This is a genomic window from Achromobacter sp. KK8 (genome assembly GCF_054188005.1).
Map to the genome: position 1 here is coordinate 5,663,391 of NZ_CM135178.1, position 20,187 is coordinate 5,683,577.

The 20,187-nt window shown below is 69.0% G+C and carries 20 protein-coding genes; 13 read left to right on the forward strand and 7 right to left on the reverse strand.

Annotated elements, in window-relative coordinates:
- Positions 1-37 precede the first annotated feature (37 nt).
- The gene (locus ACVN9Z_RS26070) at positions 38-1,519 is read right to left on the reverse strand and encodes an aminotransferase class V-fold PLP-dependent enzyme (RefSeq protein WP_458212806.1); all 1,482 of its coding nucleotides are present in this window, start codon (positions 1,517-1,519) and stop codon (positions 38-40) included.
- 122 nt (positions 1,520-1,641) lie between these two features.
- Between ACVN9Z_RS26070 and ACVN9Z_RS26075 the strand changes: the two genes are divergently transcribed.
- The 10 genes from ACVN9Z_RS26075 to ACVN9Z_RS26120 all read left to right on the forward strand — a co-directional run bounded on the left by ACVN9Z_RS26075 (position 1,642) and on the right by ACVN9Z_RS26120 (position 11,341).
- Complete coding sequence (locus tag ACVN9Z_RS26075; protein ID WP_006385018.1) at positions 1,642-2,130, forward strand: Lrp/AsnC family transcriptional regulator; 489 nt, start codon at positions 1,642-1,644, stop codon at positions 2,128-2,130.
- A 159-nt stretch (positions 2,131-2,289) separates the two neighbouring features.
- Complete coding sequence (locus ACVN9Z_RS26080; protein WP_006385017.1) at positions 2,290-2,802, forward strand: winged helix DNA-binding protein; 513 nt, start codon at positions 2,290-2,292, stop codon at positions 2,800-2,802.
- A gap of 9 nt (positions 2,803-2,811) precedes the next feature.
- A complete protein-coding gene (locus ACVN9Z_RS26085) occupies positions 2,812-4,665 on the forward strand; it encodes an ABC transporter ATP-binding protein (protein WP_054447735.1) in 1,854 nt (617 codons plus the stop codon).
- A 53-nt stretch (positions 4,666-4,718) separates the two neighbouring features.
- On the forward strand, positions 4,719-6,251 hold the full coding sequence (locus tag ACVN9Z_RS26090) for an ABC transporter substrate-binding protein (RefSeq protein ID WP_006385015.1): 1,533 nt from the start codon (positions 4,719-4,721) through the stop codon (positions 6,249-6,251).
- Between the two features lie 197 nt (positions 6,252-6,448).
- Positions 6,449-7,372 carry an ABC transporter permease gene (locus ACVN9Z_RS26095; protein WP_006385014.1) on the forward strand — a complete coding sequence of 308 codons (924 nt, stop codon included), beginning with the start codon at positions 6,449-6,451 and terminating at the stop codon, positions 7,370-7,372.
- Between the two features lie 5 nt (positions 7,373-7,377).
- Positions 7,378-8,244: an ABC transporter permease gene (locus tag ACVN9Z_RS26100; protein ID WP_024069588.1), complete on the forward strand. Its 867-nt coding sequence runs from the start codon at positions 7,378-7,380 to the stop codon at positions 8,242-8,244.
- Between the two features lie 57 nt (positions 8,245-8,301).
- The gene (locus ACVN9Z_RS26105; protein ID WP_458212807.1) at positions 8,302-10,041 is read left to right on the forward strand and encodes a peptidase M14; all 1,740 of its coding nucleotides are present in this window, start codon (positions 8,302-8,304) and stop codon (positions 10,039-10,041) included.
- Positions 10,042-10,053: 12 nt separating this feature from the next.
- Complete coding sequence (locus ACVN9Z_RS26110; protein WP_006385010.1) at positions 10,054-10,491, forward strand: acetyltransferase; 438 nt, start codon at positions 10,054-10,056, stop codon at positions 10,489-10,491.
- Between the two features lie 263 nt (positions 10,492-10,754).
- Positions 10,755-11,042 (forward strand): CopG family ribbon-helix-helix protein, encoded by a 288-nt coding sequence (locus tag ACVN9Z_RS26115; protein WP_054471704.1) that lies wholly within the window; start codon positions 10,755-10,757, stop codon positions 11,040-11,042.
- Positions 11,039-11,341, forward strand: coding sequence for a type II toxin-antitoxin system RelE/ParE family toxin (locus ACVN9Z_RS26120; protein WP_240294185.1), 303 nt, complete (start codon positions 11,039-11,041; stop codon positions 11,339-11,341). Before ACVN9Z_RS26115 ends, ACVN9Z_RS26120 begins: the two co-directional genes overlap by 4 nt.
- Before the next feature lie 47 nt (positions 11,342-11,388).
- On the opposite strand, the gene ACVN9Z_RS26125 is transcribed toward ACVN9Z_RS26120, so the two are convergent.
- From ACVN9Z_RS26125 to ACVN9Z_RS26150, 6 genes are all read right to left on the reverse strand, one after another.
- Positions 11,389-11,595: an oxidoreductase-like domain-containing protein gene (locus tag ACVN9Z_RS26125; protein WP_006385007.1), complete on the reverse strand. Its 207-nt coding sequence runs from the start codon at positions 11,593-11,595 to the stop codon at positions 11,389-11,391.
- Positions 11,592-12,167 carry a GNAT family N-acetyltransferase gene (locus ACVN9Z_RS26130; RefSeq protein ID WP_240294186.1) on the reverse strand — a complete coding sequence of 192 codons (576 nt, stop codon included), beginning with the start codon at positions 12,165-12,167 and terminating at the stop codon, positions 11,592-11,594. The genes ACVN9Z_RS26125 and ACVN9Z_RS26130 overlap by 4 nt, the downstream gene beginning before the upstream one ends.
- Positions 12,168-12,342: 175 nt before the next feature.
- Positions 12,343-12,978: a class I SAM-dependent methyltransferase gene (locus tag ACVN9Z_RS26135; RefSeq protein WP_054482174.1), complete on the reverse strand. Its 636-nt coding sequence runs from the start codon at positions 12,976-12,978 to the stop codon at positions 12,343-12,345.
- Positions 12,975-14,537, reverse strand: coding sequence for a lytic murein transglycosylase (locus tag ACVN9Z_RS26140; RefSeq protein ID WP_458212808.1), 1,563 nt, complete (start codon positions 14,535-14,537; stop codon positions 12,975-12,977). The genes ACVN9Z_RS26135 and ACVN9Z_RS26140 overlap by 4 nt, the downstream gene beginning before the upstream one ends.
- Positions 14,538-14,675: 138 nt before the next feature.
- Positions 14,676-16,040: an MATE family efflux transporter gene (locus tag ACVN9Z_RS26145; RefSeq protein WP_458212809.1), complete on the reverse strand. Its 1,365-nt coding sequence runs from the start codon at positions 16,038-16,040 to the stop codon at positions 14,676-14,678.
- Complete coding sequence (locus ACVN9Z_RS26150; RefSeq protein WP_458212810.1) at positions 16,037-16,744, reverse strand: hypothetical protein; 708 nt, start codon at positions 16,742-16,744, stop codon at positions 16,037-16,039. The genes ACVN9Z_RS26145 and ACVN9Z_RS26150 overlap by 4 nt, the downstream gene beginning before the upstream one ends.
- 112 nt (positions 16,745-16,856) lie before the next feature.
- Here ACVN9Z_RS26150 and ACVN9Z_RS26155 point away from each other — a divergent pair, with 112 nt between their 5' ends.
- The 3 genes from ACVN9Z_RS26155 (at position 16,857) to ACVN9Z_RS26165 (ending at position 20,186) form a co-directional block, all read left to right on the forward strand.
- Complete coding sequence (locus ACVN9Z_RS26155) at positions 16,857-17,777, forward strand: LysR family transcriptional regulator (protein WP_020928537.1); 921 nt, start codon at positions 16,857-16,859, stop codon at positions 17,775-17,777.
- An 8-nt stretch (positions 17,778-17,785) separates the two neighbouring features.
- Positions 17,786-18,736: an adenosine deaminase gene (locus ACVN9Z_RS26160; protein ID WP_006396140.1), complete on the forward strand. Its 951-nt coding sequence runs from the start codon at positions 17,786-17,788 to the stop codon at positions 18,734-18,736.
- 184 nt (positions 18,737-18,920) lie between these two features.
- On the forward strand, positions 18,921-20,186 hold the full coding sequence (locus ACVN9Z_RS26165) for a carboxylesterase/lipase family protein (protein WP_458212811.1): 1,266 nt from the start codon (positions 18,921-18,923) through the stop codon (positions 20,184-20,186).
- The last annotated feature ends 1 nt before the right edge of the window (position 20,187 follow it).

Consider the following 20,187-nt stretch of genomic DNA (forward strand, 5'->3'; position numbering starts at 1 on the left):
CGGGCGGGCTCCGCGCGCTTCGCAACGGCCAGGCGCGTCAGGCGGCCGTTGCCGCCGCCGCGGGCCGCGGGAAGAAGATGGCGCGGGCGGGGTCGAAGTCGTAGCGGTCTTCGAACTCGGTGGCGTCCGCGGCCAGGGCCAGCACCGAATCGAGGATGAAATCGGCCTTGGCGTCCGACAGCAGCACGCTGAAGTTCAGGCGGATGAAACCCGGCTTTTCGATCTCGCGGCCGTCGAGGATGGCTTGGCGCATGCGCGCCGATTCGGCCTCGTCGATCTCCAGCAGATGATGCACGTAGGGACCGGCGCAGGCGCAGCCGCCGCGGGCCTGGATGCCGAAGCGGTCGCTCAGCATGCGCGTGACCAGTTGCTGGTGGACGTAGCCGCCCTGGCCGTTGCGCACGCGGAACGAGAAGATCGGCAGGCGCGGCGCGCTCAATGAACCCAGCAGTTCCAGGCGGGGCTGGTCCTGCCAGCGGGCCAGCGCGTGCCGCACGAAGGCGGCGTTGCGCCGCGCCATCAGGTCGGCGCCCAGCGCCTCCTTGACCAGCAGCACCAGCGCGGCGCGGATGTCGCCGACCACGTTGGGGGTGCCGGCCTCTTCGCGCGCTTCCAGGCTGGCGCTGTAGTCGTGGTTCATGGGCGAGACGAACTTGACGGTGCCGCCGCCCGGGAAAGTGGGCGTGGTCGGCACGACCGCGTCGCGCCGCACGATCAGGATGCCCGAGGCGCCGGGCCCGCCGATGAACTTGTGCGGCGAGAACACGATGGCGTCGATGGGCGCGTCGGCCGCGGGCGTCATGCGGATGTCCAGGTACGGCGCGCCGCCGGCGTAGTCCCAGATTATCCGGGCGCCGGCGCGCTTGACGCGGCGCGTGATCGCTTCGACGTCGGCGACGATGCCGGTGACATTGGAGGCGGCCGACAGCGCGCAGATGACCAGCGTGCCCGCCGGCGCTTGCAGCGCGGCATCGAGTTCGTCCAGGTCCGGCCCGCCCTGCGCACTTTCGGCCAACACCACGATATCGGCGCCGCATTCACGCCACGGCAGGATGTTCGAGTGATGCTCGTAGGGGCCCATGACGACGCGCACCTTGCGGCCCGTCGCCAGCGCGGCCGGCACGCCCAGCAGGTGCACCAGGCGGTTGATGCCCATGGTGGCGCCCGAGCCGGAGAAGATCACGGCATGCTCGTCGCCCGCGCCGCAGCAGCGGCCGACCACGGCGCGCGCCTCGCGCCGCAGGCGCGTGATGAAACCGCCGCAGAACGAGGCCTCGGTGTGCGAATTGGCGTAGTACGGCAGCACGTGCTCGAGCACGAAGCGCTCGACCTGCATGAGCGCGCGGCCGGAGGCCACGTAATCGGCGTAGACCAGCGGCTTGAGGCCGAACGGGCCTTCGATGACGGTGTCCTTGCCGATCAGGCCGTCGGCCAGGCTGGCGATGATGTCGGGGGATTGCAGGGATTGCTGGAACTGGCGCAACGGCCCTGTGGCGGCCGGGGTCGCTTGGGTGGACATGGTGTGGATTCGATGAAACGGCTGGCAGGAAAGTTAGCGAAATATCATACGATGGAAGGAAATTTGAAACCTCACCTAAATTTTCCTTAAAATCGTCAAAATTCGATCGTTTGAACGAATATATGGAAAAAATAGACAAGTTTGATCTGAATATCATTTCCTGCCTGCAACGCGAGGGTTCGCTGTCGCAGCGCGAGCTGGCCGATCGGGTGGGGTTGTCGCAGAACGCGTGCTGGCGGCGGCTGCAGCGGCTGAACGCCTGCGGCATCATCCGCGGCACCCGCGCCGAGGTGAACCTGGCGGAACTCGGGCTGGACCTGACGGTGTTCGTGATGATCCGCACCAGCCACCATGCCAAGGAATGGGCCGACGGTTTCCGCAAGCACGTGGAACGCCTGCCCGAAGTGACCGGGTTCTACCGCATCGGCGGCGACTGGGACTACCTGATCCAGGTGGTCTGCCGCGGCATCGCGGGGTACGACCGCTTCTACCAGAAGCTGATCACCGATTTCGAGCTGTCCACGGTGACGGGGTTCTTCAGCATGGAAGCCATCATCGAGAACCGGCCGCCCGACCTGGGGCTGCTGCAGGAGTCCGTGGGCAACGCGTAGCGCCCACGGTTGGCCGCGGGCGGCGCGGCGGCTTGAATAACCGGCGGTCATGATCGCCCGGGGCGGCTTATATCCACGGGTTATCCCGGATGCCTCCATATCCACAAATCGTCAATAATTCGCCAACGTTTTGTCGTCGATCCGTCCCCACCGCCGCCCATGTCCGTTTCCGTCCGGGACGCCATTGTTTCCTCCTCCCATCTCGCCTCGTCCGCCCCGGAGCTGTCCGAGGTGGAGTTCGGCCTGATCATCGCCTCGCACGCCTTCAACCGCTGGATGGTCCGCTGCATGGCCTGTGCCGGGCTGCCCGAGCTGACCTCGCTGGACATCCTGGTGCTGAACCACGTGTTCCATCGCGGCCGCGGCAAGAAACTGGCGGACATCTGCTTCACGCTCAATGTCGAAGACACCCACCTGGTGAACTATTCGCTCAAGAAGCTGGAGCGGCTGGGCGTGGTGCAAAGCGCCAAGACCGGCAAGGAAGTGATCTACACCACCACCGATGCCGGCGCCGCCGCGATCCAGCGCTACGCCGAAGTGCGCGAGCAATGCCTGGTGAAACCCTTCATCGACTCCCCCGCCGCGGACGATGCCAGCCACCAGCTGGCCAATACCCTGCGCGCCCTGTCGGGCCTGTACGACCAGGCCGCGCGCGCCGCCACCTCGCTGTGAGAATCCACGTTGTCTAGCATTCCCGCCTCTTGCCCCCAGCCGCTGCTCTCCGTGCGCGGCATCTCGGTGGACTTCAATACCGAAAACGGCGTGTTCCGCGCCGTCGAGAACCTGGACTTCGACGTGCGGCCGGGCAAGACGCTGGCCATCGTCGGCGAGTCCGGCTCGGGCAAGTCGGTGACGTCCATGGCCATCATGCGGCTGACGGACTACAACAACGGCCGCATCGCCACCGGCCAGATCCTGTTCCGCGACGGCGACGACCGCGAGGTCGACCTGACGGCCGCGTCCGACGAGCGGATGCGCGCGATCCGAGGCAACGACATCGCCATGATCTTCCAGGAGCCGATGACCTCGCTGAACCCGGTATTCACCATCGGCGACCAGATCATCGAGGCCATCATGCTGCACCAGCAGTTGTCGCGCTCGGCCGCCCGCAAGGCGGCGCGCGCGCTGCTGGAGAAGGTGCGCCTGCCGGACGCCGAGCAATTGCTGGACCGCTATCCGCACCAATTGTCGGGCGGCATGCGCCAGCGCGTGATGATCGCGATGGCGCTGTCGTGCCAGCCGCGCCTGCTGATCGCCGACGAACCCACCACCGCGCTGGACGTGACCATCCAGGCGCAGATCCTGAACACCATCCGCGAATTGCAGCGCGACCTGGGCACCGCCGTGATCTTCATCACCCACGACATGGGCGTGGTGGCCGAGATGGCCGACGACGTGGTGGTGATGCTGCGCGGCAGGAAGGTCGAGCAGGGCCCGGTGGAAGAGATCTTCCGCGCGCCCAAGCATCCCTATACCCGCGCCCTGCTGGCCGCCGTGCCGCGCCTGGGCAGCCTGACCGGCCGCGACCTGCCGCTGCGCACGCCGCAGACGGTGCTGGAAGGCGACACGCTGCGCGAAGTGGGCGAGACCCGCGAGCAGGACACGGCCCGCTACGACGAGCCGGTGCTGCGCGTCGAGAAGCTGACCACGCGCTTTGACGTCGGCCACAACCTGTTCGGCCGTGTCACCCACCGCGTGCACGCGGTCGAGGAAGTCAGCTTCGACGTCTACCCCGGCGAAACGCTGGCGCTGGTGGGCGAATCGGGCAGCGGCAAGTCGACCATCGGCAAGACCCTGCAGCAGCTGGTGGCGCCGACCTCGGGCGCGGTGCGCTACAACGGCCAGGACATCTTCTCGATGGACGCCGCCGGCCGCCAGCGCCTGCGCCAGGAGATCCAGTACATCTTCCAGGATCCGTATGCCTCGCTGGACCCGCGCAAGACCGTGGCCTTCAGCATCGCCGAGCCGATCCGCACCCATCGCCTGCTGACCGACGAGGCCGCCATCGCGCGCCGCGTCGGCGAGCTGCTGGAACAGGTGGGCCTGAAACCCGAGCACGCGCGCCGCTATCCGCATGAATTCTCCGGCGGCCAGCGCCAGCGCGTCTGCATCGCCCGCGCCCTGGCCAGCGACCCCAAGCTGATCATCGCCGACGAATCGGTGTCGGCGCTGGACGTGTCGATCCAGGCGCAGATCCTGAACCTGCTGATGGACCTGCAGAAGGACCGCGGCCTGTCGTACCTGTTCATCACCCACGACATGGCGGTGGTGGAGAAGGTCAGCCACCGCGTGGCGGTGCTGTACCTGGGCCAGATCGTGGAACTGGGCACGCGCCGCCAGATCTTCGAATCGCCGCAGCATGCCTACACCCGCAAGCTGCTGGCCGCCGTGCCGGTGGCCGAGCCCGGCCGCCACATCGACACCTCGCTGATCGAGGGCGAAATCCCCAGCCCGGTGCGGCGCGTGGGCGACGAGCCGGCGATCATTCCCCTGGTTGAATTCGCGCCCGGCCACCGCGTGGCCCGCGCCGCCTGAACCTTCCGTTTTCTACACGTCGGCCCGGCCGATTTCCCGTCCTGGAGTTGAACATGCTCTCCCTACGCAAAACCTTCACCGCCACCGCCCTGGCCCTGGCGCTGGGCGGCGCGCTGCCCGCGGTCCTGTCGACCGCCCAGGCCGCCGGCACGCTCAACGTCGCCATCAACCAGGATCCGGGCAGCTGGGATCCGATCGACACCTTCGTGACGTTCTGGGGTTCGGTCGGCAGCAACCTGTACGACGGCCTGACCATGCGCGGCGCCGACCTGAAGCTGCAACCCGGCCTGGCCACCAAGTGGGAATACCTGGACGACAACAAGCGCCTGCGCTTCACGCTGCGCCAGGGCGTCAAGTTCCACAATGGCGAGCCGTTCAACGCCGAGGCCGTCAAGTTCACGTTCGAGCGCCTGCTGGGCGCGGAAGGGGCCAAAGGCCCGCAGAAGTCGAACTACGACTCGATCGGCGAGGTCAAGGTGGTGGACGAGTACACCGTCGACTTCATCCTCAAGCAACCCGATCCGGTGCTGCTGACCAAGCTGGCCGGCTACGGCGCCATGATCGTGCCGCCCAAGTACATTCAGGAAAAGGGCGAAGAGAACTTCAACACCCACCCGGTCGGCACCGGCCCGTTCAAGTTCGAGAGCTACCAGCCCAAGGTCAACGTGACCCTGGCGCGCAATGACGACTACTGGGGCGGCAAGCCCAAGCTGGACAAGGTGGTGTACCGCTTCATCAGCGAGCCCGGCACCCAGGTCGCCGAACTGCAGGCCGGGCGCGTGGACATCGCCACGCTGATCCCGCTGGGCCTGATCGAGACGGTCAAGAAGTCGGGCAACGCCGACGTCATCTCGACCGGCGGCCCGGTGGCCTTCGCGCTGCGCTACAACACCAAGAACGGCATCACCCAGAACCGCGACGTGCGCCGCGCGCTGATCATGGCGGTGGACCGCGACACCATCGTCAAGCAACTCCTGCTGGGCCAGGCCAAGACCATCGCCAGCTTCCAGGGTCCGCAGTCGTTCGGCTACAACCCCGAGCAGAAACCCCTGCCCTTCAACCCCGCCGAAGCCAAGAAGCTGCTGGCCGGCGCCGGCATCAAGCCGGGCGCGACGGTGCAGATCGACGTGCGCGGCAGCGATTCGAACTTCCGCGAAGTGGCCCAGGCGGTGTCGGGCTATCTGCAGGCGGTGGGCGTGCGCGCCACCATCAAGCCGTATGAGACCGGCGTGCTGCTCAACGACATCATCCCCGGCGGCAAGACCGGCGAGATGTGGCAGAACCAATGGGGCGGCTGGACCTACGACTACGACAACACGGCCTACCTGATGTACCACTCGGGCCAGAAGTGGAATCCGTACGACAACGATCCCAAGCTGAACGCCATGCTGGAAGCGCAGCGCACCGTCTATGACGTGAAAAAGCGCGAAGCCATGCTGCAGGAGATCGCCGGCTACGTGGCCGACCAGGCGCTGGAACTGCCGCTGTACAGCCTGAACACCATCGTCGGCGTGAACAAGCGCGTGAAGGGCCTGGAGGTGCCGGGCGACATCCGCTTCCGGTTCCTGGAAACTGCGGTGGAGTAGACGGTAGAGCCCACCCCCGAAGCGCTGCGCGCTTCCCCCTCGAGGGGGCATGCCAGGGGACCGGCAAAGCCGGCTCCCCGGCATCCCGCTAGGGGGGGGCGATGCCTGATTGGGCGTCGTGATGTCTGTGTAGCACTTGAAGCATTTGACGCATTAACCCTACTGATTCGCCGGGGCGAAAGCCCGGGCGGAGCCTCATGACCGGATTTTTGATTAAACGCGTGTTGCAGGCGGTCTTCGTGATCGTGGCCGTGACGCTGCTCGTCTCCTATGCCGTGCGCCTAACCGGCGACCCCGCGCTGATGCTCAGCCAGGGCTCGGGCAGCGTCACCGAGCAGGACCTGGCCAACATCCGCCAGGCGCTGGGCCTGAACCGGCCGTTCCACGAGCAATACCTGAGCTACATGCAAGGCCTGCTGCACGGCGACTTCGGCCGCAGCTTCATGGGCGGCACCTCGGTCGCCAAGCTGATCGGCGACGCGTTGCCGGCCACGCTGATGCTGGCGTTCACCTCGCTGATCGCCTCGATCCTGATTTCGCTGCCGCTGGGCATCCAGGCCGCCATCAAGCGCGGCAAGCCCACCGACCAGGCCATCCGCATCCTGTCGCTGGTGGGGCTGTCGTTCCCCAACTTCTGGCTGGCGCTGATGCTGGTGCTGCTGCTGTCGATCACCTTCCCGCTGCTGCCGCCGTCGGGCTGGAGCGGTCCGGCCAGTCTGGTGCTGCCGTCGCTGACCATGGCCATCATCCTGTCGGCCACCAACATCCGCCTGGTGCGCACCACCATGCTGGAGACGCTGTCGGCCCAGTACATCATGGTGGCGCGCAGCAAGGGCCTGAAGGAACGCATCGTGCTGTACAAGCACGCGCTGCGCAACTGCGCCATTCCGCTCATCACCTACCTGGGCCTGCAATTCGGCGGCCTGATCGGCGGCATCGTCGTCATCGAGATGGTGTTCAACTGGCCCGGCCTGGGCACGCTGGCGTTCGACGCCATCTCCGGCCGCGACTACCCGGTGCTGCAAGGCACGGTCACCGTGCTGGCCGCCGTCATCGTCCTGGTCAACCTGATCGTCGACATCGCCTACGGCATCGTCGATCCCCGTATCCGCACGCGGTGAGCCCCATGCAGACCACTACTTCCCCCGCCGCCCCCAAGGCAATCAAGCCGCGCAGCCGCTACCGCTCGCTGGAGTTCGTGCTGGGCGCCATGCTGACCGGCATCATGATCGTCCTGGTGCTGGCCTCGGGCTGGCTGTTCCCCGATGGCGGCGAGTCCATGGACCTGACCGCCCGCCTGATGGCGCCCTTCACCAGCGCCGCCCACCTGTTCGGCACCGACCCGCTGGGCCGCGACGTGCTGGCGCGCGTCATCGTCGGCGGCAAGATCTCGCTGCTGGTGGGCTTCGCGTCGGTGCTGGGCGGCGCCCTGCTCGGCATCATCATGGGCCTGATCGCCGGCTACTACCGCGGCTTCTGGGACATGATCGTGATGCGCTTTGCCGACGTGCAACTGGCGCTGCCGTTCATCCTGGTGGCCATCACCTTCATCGCCATCCTGGGCGGCGGCCTGTTCAACGTGATCTTCTTCATGATCATCTCGCAGTGGGTGCAATACGCGCGCGTGGTGCGGGCCCAGGTGCTGGCGCTGCGCGAACGCGAATTCGTGCTGGCGGCGCGCGCCTTCGGCGTGCGCGACCTGGCCATGATCCGCCACCACATCGTGCCCAACCTGCTGGGCCCGCTGGTGATCCTGATGACGCTGAACGTCGCCAACAACATCCTGCTGGAAAGCAGCCTGACCTTCCTGGGCCTGGGCGTGGATCCCATGATCCCGAGCTGGGGCGGTATGCTGGCCGATGGCCGCACCTACATGCAGACGGCGTGGTGGGTGAGCGTATTCCCCGGCCTGGCGATCATGCTGACCGTGCTGGGGCTGAACCTGCTGGGCGACTGGCTGCGCGACCGCCTGGACCCCACCGGCAAGGTGTAAATGTATGCCCCCGCCTTGGGGCGGCCTGCTGCGGCAGGCACTTGAGGACTACTGACGATGGCATTGCTGGAAAAGACATTCGACCGCACGCTGGACGCCTGGATCCATGCCTACAAGGCCCCGGCCTGGCGCGGCGCGGCCGTCGAAGGCTGGCTGTTCGAGGGCGTCGATGCGCGCCGCGAGGCCGAGGCGCGGCTGGCGCAGGCCGGCGTGACGGCGCGCTTTCGCAGCGCCTACAAGCCGCTGCTGCACTACTTCCTGGAAGAGGTCGAGCGCGACGGCCTGGTGGCGGTCGAGCTGCGCTACCCGCTGCACGAGCACGCCCAGGCCAAGCGCTTCACCCTCGAAGCCTACCCGCTGGTGGCGCTGTTGCAAGGCGTGCGCGTGACGATGAAGCCGGGCGCGTCGGACCTGCACTACGACGTCGCCCTGGCCTACGCCGATGGCACGCGCCGCGAGGCGCGCGTGTTCGCGCCCAACCAGCTTGGCCAGGCGCAGGACGGCAAGCCCGAACTGTCGCCCACCGGGTGGCTGCGCGTGCGCGACGCCGACGGCGCCATCCAGACCGACGCGGCCCAGGCCACCGAATACCAGCAGGCCTTCCGCAGCATCGTCGACACGGTGCGCAACCATCCCTGGGGCGCGCACGAGCCGTATTTCGACCGGCTGGAGATCCGCGTCGACCTGCCCGGCATGGACTTCGCGCTGCCGGTCGACGAGGAAATCGTCAGCACCTTCGAGGCGCTGCACGAAGACCTGTACTTCACGCTGCTCGAACACTTCCAGCACCATTCCGGCCGCCCCTCCGGCGACCGCGGCCTGCAACCCGGCCAGATCATTCCCGACATCCGCCGCCACGACGGCGCGGCGCGCGTGCAGGTGACGCTGGAACCCTTCGCGCCGCCGGCGCCGGTGGCGCCCGTGGCGCTGGACGCGCCGCTGGCCGAACTGCGCCAGCCGCTGGCCGCCGCGCAGATCGCCGGCTGCATGGCCGCGCTGGGCGGCGACACCTTCCAGGCCGTTTCGCGCCAGGGACGCCCGGTGCTGGGCACCTACCTGCGCGGGCCCGGCCCGGCGGTCTTCATCTCGGGCGCGCAGCACGCCAACGAGACCTCCGGCGTGGTCGGCGCGCTGCGCGCGGCGCAAGCGCTGAAGGCGCGCGGCGACGCCCATTTCGCGCTGATCGCGGCCGAGAATCCGGACGGCTACGCGCTCTTTAACCGCCTGCGCGAACAGCATCCGCGCCACATGCTGCACGCCTCGCGCTACAGCGCGCTGGGCGACGACATCGCCTACCGCGAGCACGCGCCATTCTTCGAACGCGAAGGCCGCCACCAGGCCCACGCCATCAGCGGCGCGCAGTTGCACATCAACCTGCACGGCTACCCGGCCCACGAGTGGACCCGCCCCCTGTCGGGCTACCTGCCGCGCAATTTCGAGCTGTGGACCATCCCCAAGGGCTTCTTCCTGGTGCTGCGCCACCACCCGGGCTGGAGCGAGCGCGCCCGCCGCCTGATCGAGGGCGTGACGGCGCGGCTGGCCCGCAACGTGCCCGGCCTGGTCGAATTCAATGCGCGCCAGCTTGAACTATTCCACGCGCACGCGCTCGAAACCGGATTCGATGTGCTGAACGGCATTCCCGTGCAGGTCACGGAGACCGACCGGGAAGAGCTGCCGATGGCGCTGATCTCCGAGTTTCCGGATGAAACCGTGTACGGAGACCGCTTCGTTTTCGCGCATACTGTGCAAATGGAAACCGTCCTGGCGGCGACCGATATCCACCGCTCCGGACATTAGCAAGCGCCCGACATGAACATCCGAGAACGCAACCACGGCGACGACCTCGCCCTGGTGGACATCTGGCTCCGTTCGGTACGGGCCACCCATACGTTCCTGTCCGAAAAGGAAATCCAGGCCATGTACCCGCAGGTGCTCAACACCCACCTGCCGTCGGTGCGCGTCTGGGTCTGTGAGGACGATGCCGGCGAAGTCGCCGGCTTCATGGGCCTGAACGGCAACAAGGTCGAGATGCTGTTCGTCGACGCCAACAAGCGCGGCAAGGGCGCCGGGCGGCGCCTGCTGAATTTCGCGCTGTCGCTGCACGGCAGCCTGCGGGTCGACGTCAACGAGCAGAACCCGCAGGCGCATGGCTTCTACAAGCACTATGGCTTCGAGGACGTGGGCCGTTCGGAAACCGACGACGCGGGGCGGCCGCGGCCGATCATCCATATGAAGCTGGCGGGCTGAGGCGGACGTCAGGGTCACGCCCCCGGAGCGCCACCAGGAAGCCCTGCGCCCGCCCTGGGCCGCGATCATCCTTACTAGCCGGCGAGAGGACTCCGACGCGGGTAAGGCCGCACGGACACCGGTCCGATGGGCGTGCTGGATATATCACTCGACTGACGGCTTACCAGATTGCCTTTCCCGCAGGAGTGGAGAATGCTCCACACAAGCGCCATGGGCACGGTGTGCTACGCTGCACTTATCGTGTAACACATGAGAACCGCACCATGAGCGACGCTACCTTTACCTTTCGAGTGGATGAAGCCTTGAAAAACGAGTTCGCCATGGCCGCCAAGGCCCGAGACCGCACCGGCGCGCAGCTTCTGCGTGACTTCATGCGGGAGTACGTGCAGCAACAACAGGAAGCCGCCCAGCATGACGCCTGGTTCCGCCGCCAGGTGCAAGCGGGCCTGGATTCCGCCAACGCCGGCCGCCTGGCGCCGGCCGCCGAGGTCGAAACCAAATTCGCGGCCCGTCGCGCCGCGACCCGTCGCCGGCTTGCAACACCCAAGTGAGGGCATTGCGCTGGACGCCCGAAGCGATCCAGGACCGGGAAGCGATCTACGATTTCATCGAGGCCGACAGCCCCGTTGCGGCGCTGACGCTTGATGAGCTGCTTGAACAGCAGGCGGGACGCCTGGCCGATCATCCCGGCCTGGGTCGTCCGGGCCGTGTCGCTGGCACCCGGGAGCTGGTGGCGCACCCGAACTATCTATTGATCTACGACGTGACGAACGATCTGGTGCGCATGCTGCGTGTGCTGCATGCGGCTCGGCAGTGGCCAACGCCGGATTCATCGCCGGGCAATCGTTGAATCTCGCGGTACGGCAAAGCCGCGCCCAAACGGCGGTTGCCCGCCCCCTACCCCGCCTCGCCATGCCGAGCCCGCCACGCCTTGAGCGCGGCGCGGTATTCGTCCATGGCTTCGTTGTAGGTATCGTAGACGCAGGGGATACAGCCGCTGTTGCAGCATTCCTCGGGCGCCGGGGCCTCCGGCGGGACGGGCGGCGGATCGTCGTCGACGGGCGGAGTGGTGTTCGGGGTATCGGGGGTATTCGCGGGACTCATGGCCGCATGTTAGCGCCGATCGGCGCCGCTTCGTCCGCCAGCGCCCGCCATTGCTGGCGCCGGATCTCGTAGCGCAGCTTGCGCGCCTCCCCTTCGCCGGTGGTCTCGATCCAGCGCATCCCGCATTTTTCCATGACGCGCAGCGACGCGGCGTTGGCCTGTATGGCCACGGCGCTCAGCGCGTCCACCGGCAGGCGTTCGAATCCCAGCACCAGCAGGGCGCGGGTGATTTCCGAGGCGTAGCCCCGGCCCCAACAGGTGGGCAGGAACGCGTAGGCGATCTCGACCCGCTCGATCTTGCCCGACAGCGCCAGCTTGAGGCCGGCTCGGCCGGCCAGTGCGCCGCTGTCGCGCTCGCTCAGCACATACATGCCATAGCCATGTTCGGCCCAATGCAGCATGTTGTGCTCGACGTAGCGCCGGCTGGCCGTGGCGTCGCGGGTGCCGCCCATGGAGGCCATCAGGGCAGCGTCGGCGTGCATCGCGGTGATGAAGGGCAAATGGGTCGACGACATGCGCTCGGCGCGCAGGCGCCGGGTGACGAAGGATTCGGGCAGCAGGGCGGACGGCATGATCTCGAAGCATGGACACACACGGTGCCTTGCATCATATCCATGCCCGCCCCTGCATGCCATCGCACTTTCGCACCGTGGACACACCGCTGGCGTCGCGGTACGCGGCGCAAAGCGCGGCAATCGCGGCGGGTTCCGGTCGCGCCGGCGCGGCGGCCTGGGCGGGCCTTCCCCGCTAGCCGCGCTTCAGGCCCAGGAAGCTCCAGTGCACGTCGGCGCGGTCCAGCATGTCTTCGCGCCTGACGAGGTGATGCGCCGACAGGCCATGCCCGGCCGCCAGCGCGATGGTCTCCTCGGCCGACACGTCGAACATGCGGCGGCCGGGCGGCACCGGGCCGTGGCGCAGCGACATCAGGATCTGGCCGCCGGGCGCCAGCAGGGCCGCCAGCGCCGCCATGCCGCGGGCGCGCTCGTGCGCGTCCAGGTGCATCCAGACGGCGGTCAGCATGATGACGTCGAATTCGCGCCCTTGCAGGCCCGCAAGTTCGGGCAAGGCGTCATCGACCCATTCCAGGTTGGGCAGCGCGTGGCGGCGCTGGCCCTCGCGCCGCAGCTCGGGCGTGGGCTCGGCCGCCACCACCTGGTGGCCCATGCGGGCCAGCGCGGCGGCATCGCGGCCCGAGCCGGCGCCGATGTCGGCGATGCGCGACGGCGTCGCCGGGATCAGGTGCGCCACGTCGCGGTGGACGTCGGCGAAGGCGATGCTCTCATACTGCTCGGCCAGGGCCGCGGCGTTTTCGCCGTAGCCCTGGGTGCCCGAGACCACGGCCCCGCCGCCGTCGACAGCTTGCGCGGGATCGGCGGCGCTCATTTGGCCTTGAGCGCGTCGTAGATGCGCTTGCCGACGCGGCCGTCCTGCGGCAGGTTGCGCTTTTCCTGCTCGGCGCGCACCGCGTCGCGGGTCTTGGCGCCGGGGATGCCGTCGGCGGTGCCGACGTCATAGCCGCGGGCGTTGAGCATCTCCTGCACTTCCTTGATCTGCGCGCGCGACAGGCCGGGGTCGTCCGTCGGCCAGGCCGTGGCCAGCGCCGGGCCGCCCTGCAGGCGGTTCAGCAGCAACGCCACCGCCAGCCCATAGCGGCGCGACTGGTTGTAGTGCAGGATCGCGTCGAAATTGACGGTGGCCAGGAACACCGGGCCCTTGGCGCCGGTGGGGGCGAACAGGTAGGCCTGCTGGTCGTTGCCGGCGGCCAGCTTGAGCGCCGAGCCGTCGCCCTGCTTGAGGCCGGCCTGGGCCCACTGCGCGATGCTGCGGCGGTCCTGCGAGCCGACGTACTCGGCGTCGGGCGCGGGCGGGATGGCGGCGGCCACGTCGGCCGGCACGCGCACCTCCACCACCGCCGGCAGGCCGTGGGTCCATTTGGCGCGGCGCTTGCGCAGGTGGTTGGCGGTCGAGGCCAGGGCGTCGGGCAGCGAGTTGTACAGGTCGATCTTGCCGTCGCCGTCGCCGTCCGCCGCCAGCTCGTAGAACGAGGTGGGGATGAACTGCGTCATGCCGAAGGCGCCGCTCCAGGAGCCGACGAAGTTGTCGGCCGGCACCACGCCGTCGCGCAGCAGGCGCACGGAGGCGTAGGCGTTCTTTTCCCACAGTGTCTTGTTCTCGGTGCAGGCGCGGGTCAGCCAGGCATTGAGCACGTCGGTCTTGCCGACCTGGCGGCCGTAGTTGGTCTCGATGCCGAAAATGGCGACCAGCGTGGCCGGGTCCACCTGGTACTGCTGGCTGATGTCGCCCAATTGCTTGCCGTACTTGGCGAGCACGGCGCGGCCGTCGCTGACGCGTTCTTCGTCGACCGTCTTGGCGATGTAGTCCCACCAGCTTTCACGGCCCTCGGGCTGGCCCTGGGCGGATGCCACGGTGGTGGGCAGCAGCTTGGCCTTGGCGGTGTACTTGTCCCAGTCGGCCACGGTCAGGCCGTTGGCGGTGGCGCCCTTGCGCAGCTTGGCGATACACGCCTTGGTGTCGAGTTCGGTCGGGATGATGACCGTGGGCGCGGCCGGCGTGGCGGTCGCGGCGGGAACCTGGGCCGGCGCCACGGCAGGCGCCACGGGAGGCGCGGCGGCCGGGGCGGCGGCGGGAGCAGCCGCCGGGGCCGGTGCGTGCGCGTTCGTCGGCGGGGCGGCTCGCGTATCGTCGGGCATCGCCACGGGCGCGGCGGCGGGCGCGGCGGCCGGCGTGGCCGGATCGTCGAAGCTGCGCTTTGGCGTCAGCACCGGCCCGGACGTGGCGGGCTGCGCGCCGGGACTGCGCGTGCCGGTGGCCGAAGCAGGCGACTGGGCCTGGGCCGTGCCCAGGGCGGCAACGCTCAGCGCGGCGGCCAGCACCGCGCGCGCCAGGGGATCGATTCGGGTGCGAAGCGCATTCTGTCGCATGGTTATCCTGAAAAATCGAAGTCAGCCCGGATCGTACCGCGAGCGGGCGCCGAAATCGAACCGGCGCATTGCCGTTGGCGGCGGCCGTCGCGAGGCTCGGTCGCCGGCGGGATGCCTGACGGCGCGACCGCGTGCCCGTCAGGCGGCGCGGCGCAGTGTCGCCAGGTCCGGCGGCGGTCGGCGCAACACGCGCAGGCAGAGCATCAGCGCCAACAGGCTCGACAGCCCAAAACCGATGGTCTGCCCCAACAGCACGCCTTCGGCGCCGCCATAGCGAGCGCCCAGCCAGACGAACGGCAGCGTGCTGACGGTGGCGCGCAGCCAGCCGACCGCGGTCGCGTAGGCGGCATAACCCAGGTTATTGAAGACCGCGACCGAAACGAAGAAGATGCTGTTCAGCGCCCAGATGAAGCTGGCGTAGCGGCAGAACACCATGACGAGCTCGCGCCCCGGGCCACTGACCTGGAACGCGTCAGCGATCCATGGCGCCAGCGCGGCCAGCAGGATCGCCACGCCGGCGCCATAAGCCAGGGCCATCCTGGCGGTAAAACCCACGGTCTGCCGGACACGCTGCCAATGCCCTGCCCCGAGGTTCTGGCCCAGGATCGGTCCGATGGCGCCAGGCAACACGAAAAACAGCGAATACGACAGTTGCAGCACCCGGTCCACCACGGTGGCGCCCGCCATGGTGCTGGAGCCGAATCCCGCGTAGGTCGAAGCGGTGAAGACCACCGCGGCCGGGGTCGCCAGCGCGCTCAACGCGGCGGGCAGGGCAATGCCGCCGACCGCCGCCAGATCGGCGCGCAGGTCGTGCCGCGCCGGCCGCGCCACCAGGCGATGGCGCCGGAAAACCAGCCACGCCCCTAGCGCCACCGTTGCCGCCCGCCCCGCGCCGCCGGCCCAGGCAACGCCGGGCATGCCGCCTTCGAACACGAAGATCACCACGGGATCCAGGACCGCTACGGTGGCGATTCCGGCCAGCAGCACCCACATCGACTGGCGGCCGTGGCCTGCGGCACGCAACAGGTTGGACAGCATCATGCCCAGGCCCATCACCACCGAAAACGGCGCGGTGATGGCCACGTACGAGAGCACCAATGCGCGCACGTCCGGCGCCAGCCCTATCGCCCGGGTGAACGGGCCGATCGCAAGCAGGAACACCGCGACGGCCAGCACCGTGGCCGCCACCATCAGGACCAGCGATGCCGCCGCCAGGCGACGCGCGCCCGGCGCATCGCCCGCGCCCAGGGCGCGCGAGACCTGCGCCGCGCCGCCGACGGTCACGCCGATGCATATCGACGTGATCGTGAAGAGCGTCATCGAGCCGAAACCCACCGCCGCTAGCACGGCCTCGTCACGCAGCGTGCCCAGGTACAGCAGCGTCAGGAATTCCACGGCGAACACGGCCAGCATGCTGGCCCAGCCGGTCAGCACCATTTCGAGCACATGGCCGCGCAGGGGTCCGGACACAAAGCGCGCGGGAACGGCGGCGGCAGCCGTCATGGCTGGCGCGGCCCGAACCAATACTGCGACCGCACCTCATCCGACGAATACCACGGCAGCAGGCCGATGCTGTGCGACTCGCGCTGCACGCTCACCAGCAGCCCGCCCGCCTGTGGCCGCAGCAGCGCCACGGTGCGGAACACGCCCATGGATTCGTACTGGCGCCAGTCGCGCCGGGCACTGATCCAGAAACGGCCCTGGGTGCAGCCGCCGAAATGCTGGACGCCGGGCAGGGCCGCCAGCGGGCCGTCGGCCGGGCGGTCAACGCCGGCCGTGGCGTCGCGCAGGGGCAGCAGGCCCGTGAACCGGCCCCCTTGGCCGTCGTCGGCCACCACTTGCCAGCCTTGCGGCGCCGCGTTGAAGGTGACGCTGGCGGCCGGCGTGGGGCGCCAGGCGTGCTCCGCGGTATCCGGCAGGCCCGGCAGGTCCAGCGTGTAGGCCAGGAAACGGCGCAGGTCGCCAACCCCGGCGGCCGCCTCGCCCGCGCGCGGTTCGCCCGCGACGCGGTAGGTGCCGGACAGGTCCGGACATTGCGCGGGGTCCGACGGCAACACCAGCGCCGTGCCGTCCTTGAACGGCGGCCAGGCCACGCGCACCTCGTCCACGGTCGACACGCCGCAGCCGGCCAGCGTCGCCAGCGCCAGCGCCGCCATCAGCCATCTTGGCGCGGCCCTGGGCTGCCCGGATTCCCATCTTGTCATCATGCGCATCGCACAGCCGCCTCCCTGGCGACGAACTATACCGAAACGCCAGGGCCGCGTTGCCAAGGACCCGGCGCGGGAGAATAATCGGCGCATTGCCACTGCCCTGCCCGCCATGACGCCCTTCAAAGGAAAACTCCGCACCCGGCACCTGGAAATCGTGCTGACGGTGGCCGAGCTGGGCAACCTGTCCAAGGCGGCGGCGCAGCTGCACAGCACGCAGTCCGGCCTGTCGCGCGCCATCGCCGAGATCGAGGAGCTGGTGGGCGCGCGGCTGTTCGAGCGCACCGCCCGCGGCACCAGTTGCACGCCGCTGGGCGAGGCCATGTGCCGCCACGCGCGCCAGTTGCTGACCGGGTTCCGCAAGGCCGAGATCGACCTGGCGGCGCTGTCGCGCGGCGACGAGGGCAGCCTGACCGTGGGCTGTTTCTCGATGTTCGCCGGCTGGCCGGTGGCGCAGGCGGCCACGCGTTTTCGCCAGGCCTATCCGCGCATCACGCTGACGCTGGAGATCGGCACCCACGAGCGGCTGATCGACGATCTGGACGCGGGCGCGCTGGACGTGCTGATCAGCCGTTTCTCGTCCACGGTGGATCCGCGCATCTACCGCTCGGCCAACCTGCTGGACGACCCGGTGGTGCTGGTATGCGCCCCCGATCATCCGCTGGCGGACCGCGCCGACGCCACGCTGGCCGACTGCGTGGCCTATCCGTGGATCACCGCCCTGCCCGGCAGCCGCATCCGCGGCGAACTGGAAATGGTGCTGCACCGCGAAGGCCTGCCGATTCCGGATATGATCGGCGCCCTGTCGCTGGAATTCGGCCGCGAGATGCTCACGGTCGGTCCTTACCTGTGGATGCTGCCGGGCAGCGTCGCGGCGGTGCGCGCGGCGCGCGGCGAAGTGCTGGTGCTGGCGGCACGGCCGGCGCTGCGCAGATCGCCGCTGGCGGCCATCTGGCGCCGCGACCGTCCCAGCACCCGCCAGGCCCGCGCCTTCGCCGACACCGTGGCGCTGGCCATCAATACCCCTACTTAGGAGCGCCCATGTACGACTGGCTCAACACCTTGCCCAAGGCGGAACTGCACCTGCATCTGGAAGGCACGCTCGAACCCGAGCTGCTGTTCCGGCTGGCCCACCGCAACGGCGTGGCGCTGCCGTGGCCCGATATGGATGCCCTGCGCGCGGCCTATGACTACGGCAACCTGCAGGAATTCCTCGACCTGTACTACCGCGGCGCCGACGTGCTGCGCACCGAGCAGGACTTCTACGACCTGACCTGGGACTACCTGGTCAAGTGCCACGAGCAGAACGTGGTGCACACCGAGCCCTTCTTCGATCCGCAGACCCACACCGACCGCGGCGTGCCGTTCAAGGTGGTGCTGGACGGCATCAGCCAGGCACTGGAGGACGGCCGCAAGAAGCTCGGCATCAGCAGCGGGCTGATCCTCAGCTTCCTGCGCCACCTGCCCGAGGAACAGGCCATGCGCACGCTGGAAGAAGCGCTGCCCTACCGCGACGCTTTCATCGCCGTGGGCCTGGACAGCAGCGAAAAGGGCTTTCCGCCGCGCCTGTTCCAACGCGTCTTCGACCGCGCCCGCGCCGAGGGCCTGCCGGCCGTGGCCCATGCCGGCGAGGAAGGCCCGCCCGAATACATCTGGGAGGCGCTGGACCTGTTGAAGGTGCTGCGCATCGACCATGGCGTGCGCGCCGCCGAGGACCCGCGCCTGATGGCGCGCCTGATCGACGAACAGATCCCGCTGACCGTGTGTCCGCTGTCGAACACCCGCCTGCGCGTGTTCGAACACATGTCGCAGCACAACATCCTGTCGCTGCTGGACGCTGGCGTGAAGGTCACGGTCAACTCCGACGATCCGGCCTATTTCGGCGGCTACGTCACCGAGAATTTCCACGCGCTCTACGAGCACCTGGGCATGAGCCAGGCGCAGGCCCAGGCGCTGGCCGACAACAGCATGGATGCGCGCATCCTGAAGTAGGCCGGTCCAGTAGGCCGGTCCGAATGGGCCGGTCCGCGCCCGCGGCCCGGCCATGCGGGTTGCGCATGACCCGGTTCGAAACCGGCATGCCCGCCCGGCCCCTTTCGTCCCTACCATAGTCCCGAGCGGACGGCGGCCCTGCACGCCGCCCGCCAGAGACCATGACGACAAGGGGCAAGACCACATGACTGACACCGTCCAGGCCCGGCTGCGCGCCGGCATGTTGACCGGTTTGCGCGACGGCGGCGTGTGCCGCTTCAGCGCCATTCCCTACGCCGAGCCGCCCGTCGGAGCGCTGCGCTTCGCGCCGCCCGAGCCGGCCCGCTGGCAAGGTCCGCGCGACGCCACCCACCCGGGCAGCGTGGCGCCGCAACTGCCGTCGCGCCTGCGCGGCGCCATGGGTGACTTCGAGGCGCCGCAGGCCGAAGACTGCCTGCACCTGACGGTGTGGACGCCCGCCGCCGATGAGCGCCGCCGGCCGGTAGTGGTGTGGCTGCATGGCGGCGCCTGGCAAAGCGGTGGCGGCGCGCTCGACTGGTATGACGGCGCCGCCCTGGCGGCGCGCGGCGACCTGGTGGTGGTGGCGGTGAACTACCGGCTGGCCGCGCTGGGCTGGCTGCACGTGCCCGGCCAGACCGCCAACGTGGGACTGCTGGACCAGGAATGCGCCATCGACTGGGTGCTCGGCAACATCCAGGACCTGGGCGGCGACCCCGCCCGCGTCACGCTGATGGGCCAGTCGGCCGGCGCGTCGTCGATCTGCGCCATGCTGGCGCGGCGCCCGCGCTTTGGCCGCGCCATCCTGCAAAGCGCGGCGCTTGGCCGCGGCTTTCGCAGCAGCGCGCAGGCCGCGGCATTGGGGCAGGTGTTTCTGGACGCCGCCGGCGCCGGCGATCTTGAACAGGCCCGCGCCCTGCCGGTCGAGCGCCTGCTGAGCGCGCAGCGGGCGCCCCAGGTGATTGCCGCCCTCGAGGCCGAAGGCAGCCGCCGCAGCCTGTTCGGGCCGGTGCTGGACGGCCAGGTGCTGCCCGCCGACATCGCGCCCGCCTTGAAATCGGCGGCCGGCCGCGCGGACGTGCTGGTCAGCTACACCCGCGACGAAATGGCGGCCTTCCCGGACGGCGACGGCCCCGACTGCGCGCTGGCCAGCGAAGCCGTGTTCGGCGCGCCCTCGCGGCAATGGGCCGCGGATGCCGCCGCGCAGGGCCGCCAGGCCTGGCTGGCGCGCTTCGACGTGGCGCCCACGCCTCGCTTCCGGGCCTGCCATTGCATCGAGCTGCCGTTCGTCTTCGACACGCTCGCGGCCTTTGCCGCCGCGCCCATGCTGCGCGGCCTGCCGCCCACGCAGGCCGCCACGCTGGCCCGGGCGACGCAACGCGCCTGGATCGCATTCATCCGCGGCGAGGCGCCCGACTGGGCGCCCGCGCCGCACCTGCAAGTCCTGGCCTGAA

Bases quoted from the DNA above. Each gene is read 5' to 3' on its own strand.
- ACVN9Z_RS26070 (WP_458212806.1), bottom strand. From the start codon at position 1,519: ATGTCCACCCAAGCGACCCCGGCCGCCACAGGGCCGTTGCGCCAGTTC.
- ACVN9Z_RS26075 (WP_006385018.1), top strand. From the start codon at position 1,642: ATGGAAAAAATAGACAAGTTTGATCTGAATATCATTTCCTGCCTGCAA.
- ACVN9Z_RS26080 (WP_006385017.1), top strand. From the start codon at position 2,290: ATGTCCGTTTCCGTCCGGGACGCCATTGTTTCCTCCTCCCATCTCGCC.
- ACVN9Z_RS26090 (WP_006385015.1), top strand. From the start codon at position 4,719: ATGCTCTCCCTACGCAAAACCTTCACCGCCACCGCCCTGGCCCTGGCG.
- ACVN9Z_RS26095 (WP_006385014.1), top strand. From the start codon at position 6,449: ATGACCGGATTTTTGATTAAACGCGTGTTGCAGGCGGTCTTCGTGATC.
- ACVN9Z_RS26100 (WP_024069588.1), top strand. From the start codon at position 7,378: ATGCAGACCACTACTTCCCCCGCCGCCCCCAAGGCAATCAAGCCGCGC.
- ACVN9Z_RS26105 (WP_458212807.1), top strand. From the start codon at position 8,302: ATGGCATTGCTGGAAAAGACATTCGACCGCACGCTGGACGCCTGGATC.
- ACVN9Z_RS26110 (WP_006385010.1), top strand. From the start codon at position 10,054: ATGAACATCCGAGAACGCAACCACGGCGACGACCTCGCCCTGGTGGAC.
- ACVN9Z_RS26115 (WP_054471704.1), top strand. From the start codon at position 10,755: ATGAGCGACGCTACCTTTACCTTTCGAGTGGATGAAGCCTTGAAAAAC.
- ACVN9Z_RS26125 (WP_006385007.1), bottom strand. From the start codon at position 11,595: ATGAGTCCCGCGAATACCCCCGATACCCCGAACACCACTCCGCCCGTC.
- ACVN9Z_RS26130 (WP_240294186.1), bottom strand. From the start codon at position 12,167: ATGCCGTCCGCCCTGCTGCCCGAATCCTTCGTCACCCGGCGCCTGCGC.
- ACVN9Z_RS26135 (WP_054482174.1), bottom strand. From the start codon at position 12,978: ATGAGCGCCGCCGATCCCGCGCAAGCTGTCGACGGCGGCGGGGCCGTG.
- ACVN9Z_RS26140 (WP_458212808.1), bottom strand. From the start codon at position 14,537: ATGCGACAGAATGCGCTTCGCACCCGAATCGATCCCCTGGCGCGCGCG.
- ACVN9Z_RS26145 (WP_458212809.1), bottom strand. From the start codon at position 16,040: ATGACGGCTGCCGCCGCCGTTCCCGCGCGCTTTGTGTCCGGACCCCTG.
- ACVN9Z_RS26150 (WP_458212810.1), bottom strand. From the start codon at position 16,744: ATGATGACAAGATGGGAATCCGGGCAGCCCAGGGCCGCGCCAAGATGG.
- ACVN9Z_RS26155 (WP_020928537.1), top strand. From the start codon at position 16,857: ATGACGCCCTTCAAAGGAAAACTCCGCACCCGGCACCTGGAAATCGTG.
- ACVN9Z_RS26160 (WP_006396140.1), top strand. From the start codon at position 17,786: ATGTACGACTGGCTCAACACCTTGCCCAAGGCGGAACTGCACCTGCAT.
- ACVN9Z_RS26165 (WP_458212811.1), top strand. From the start codon at position 18,921: ATGACTGACACCGTCCAGGCCCGGCTGCGCGCCGGCATGTTGACCGGT.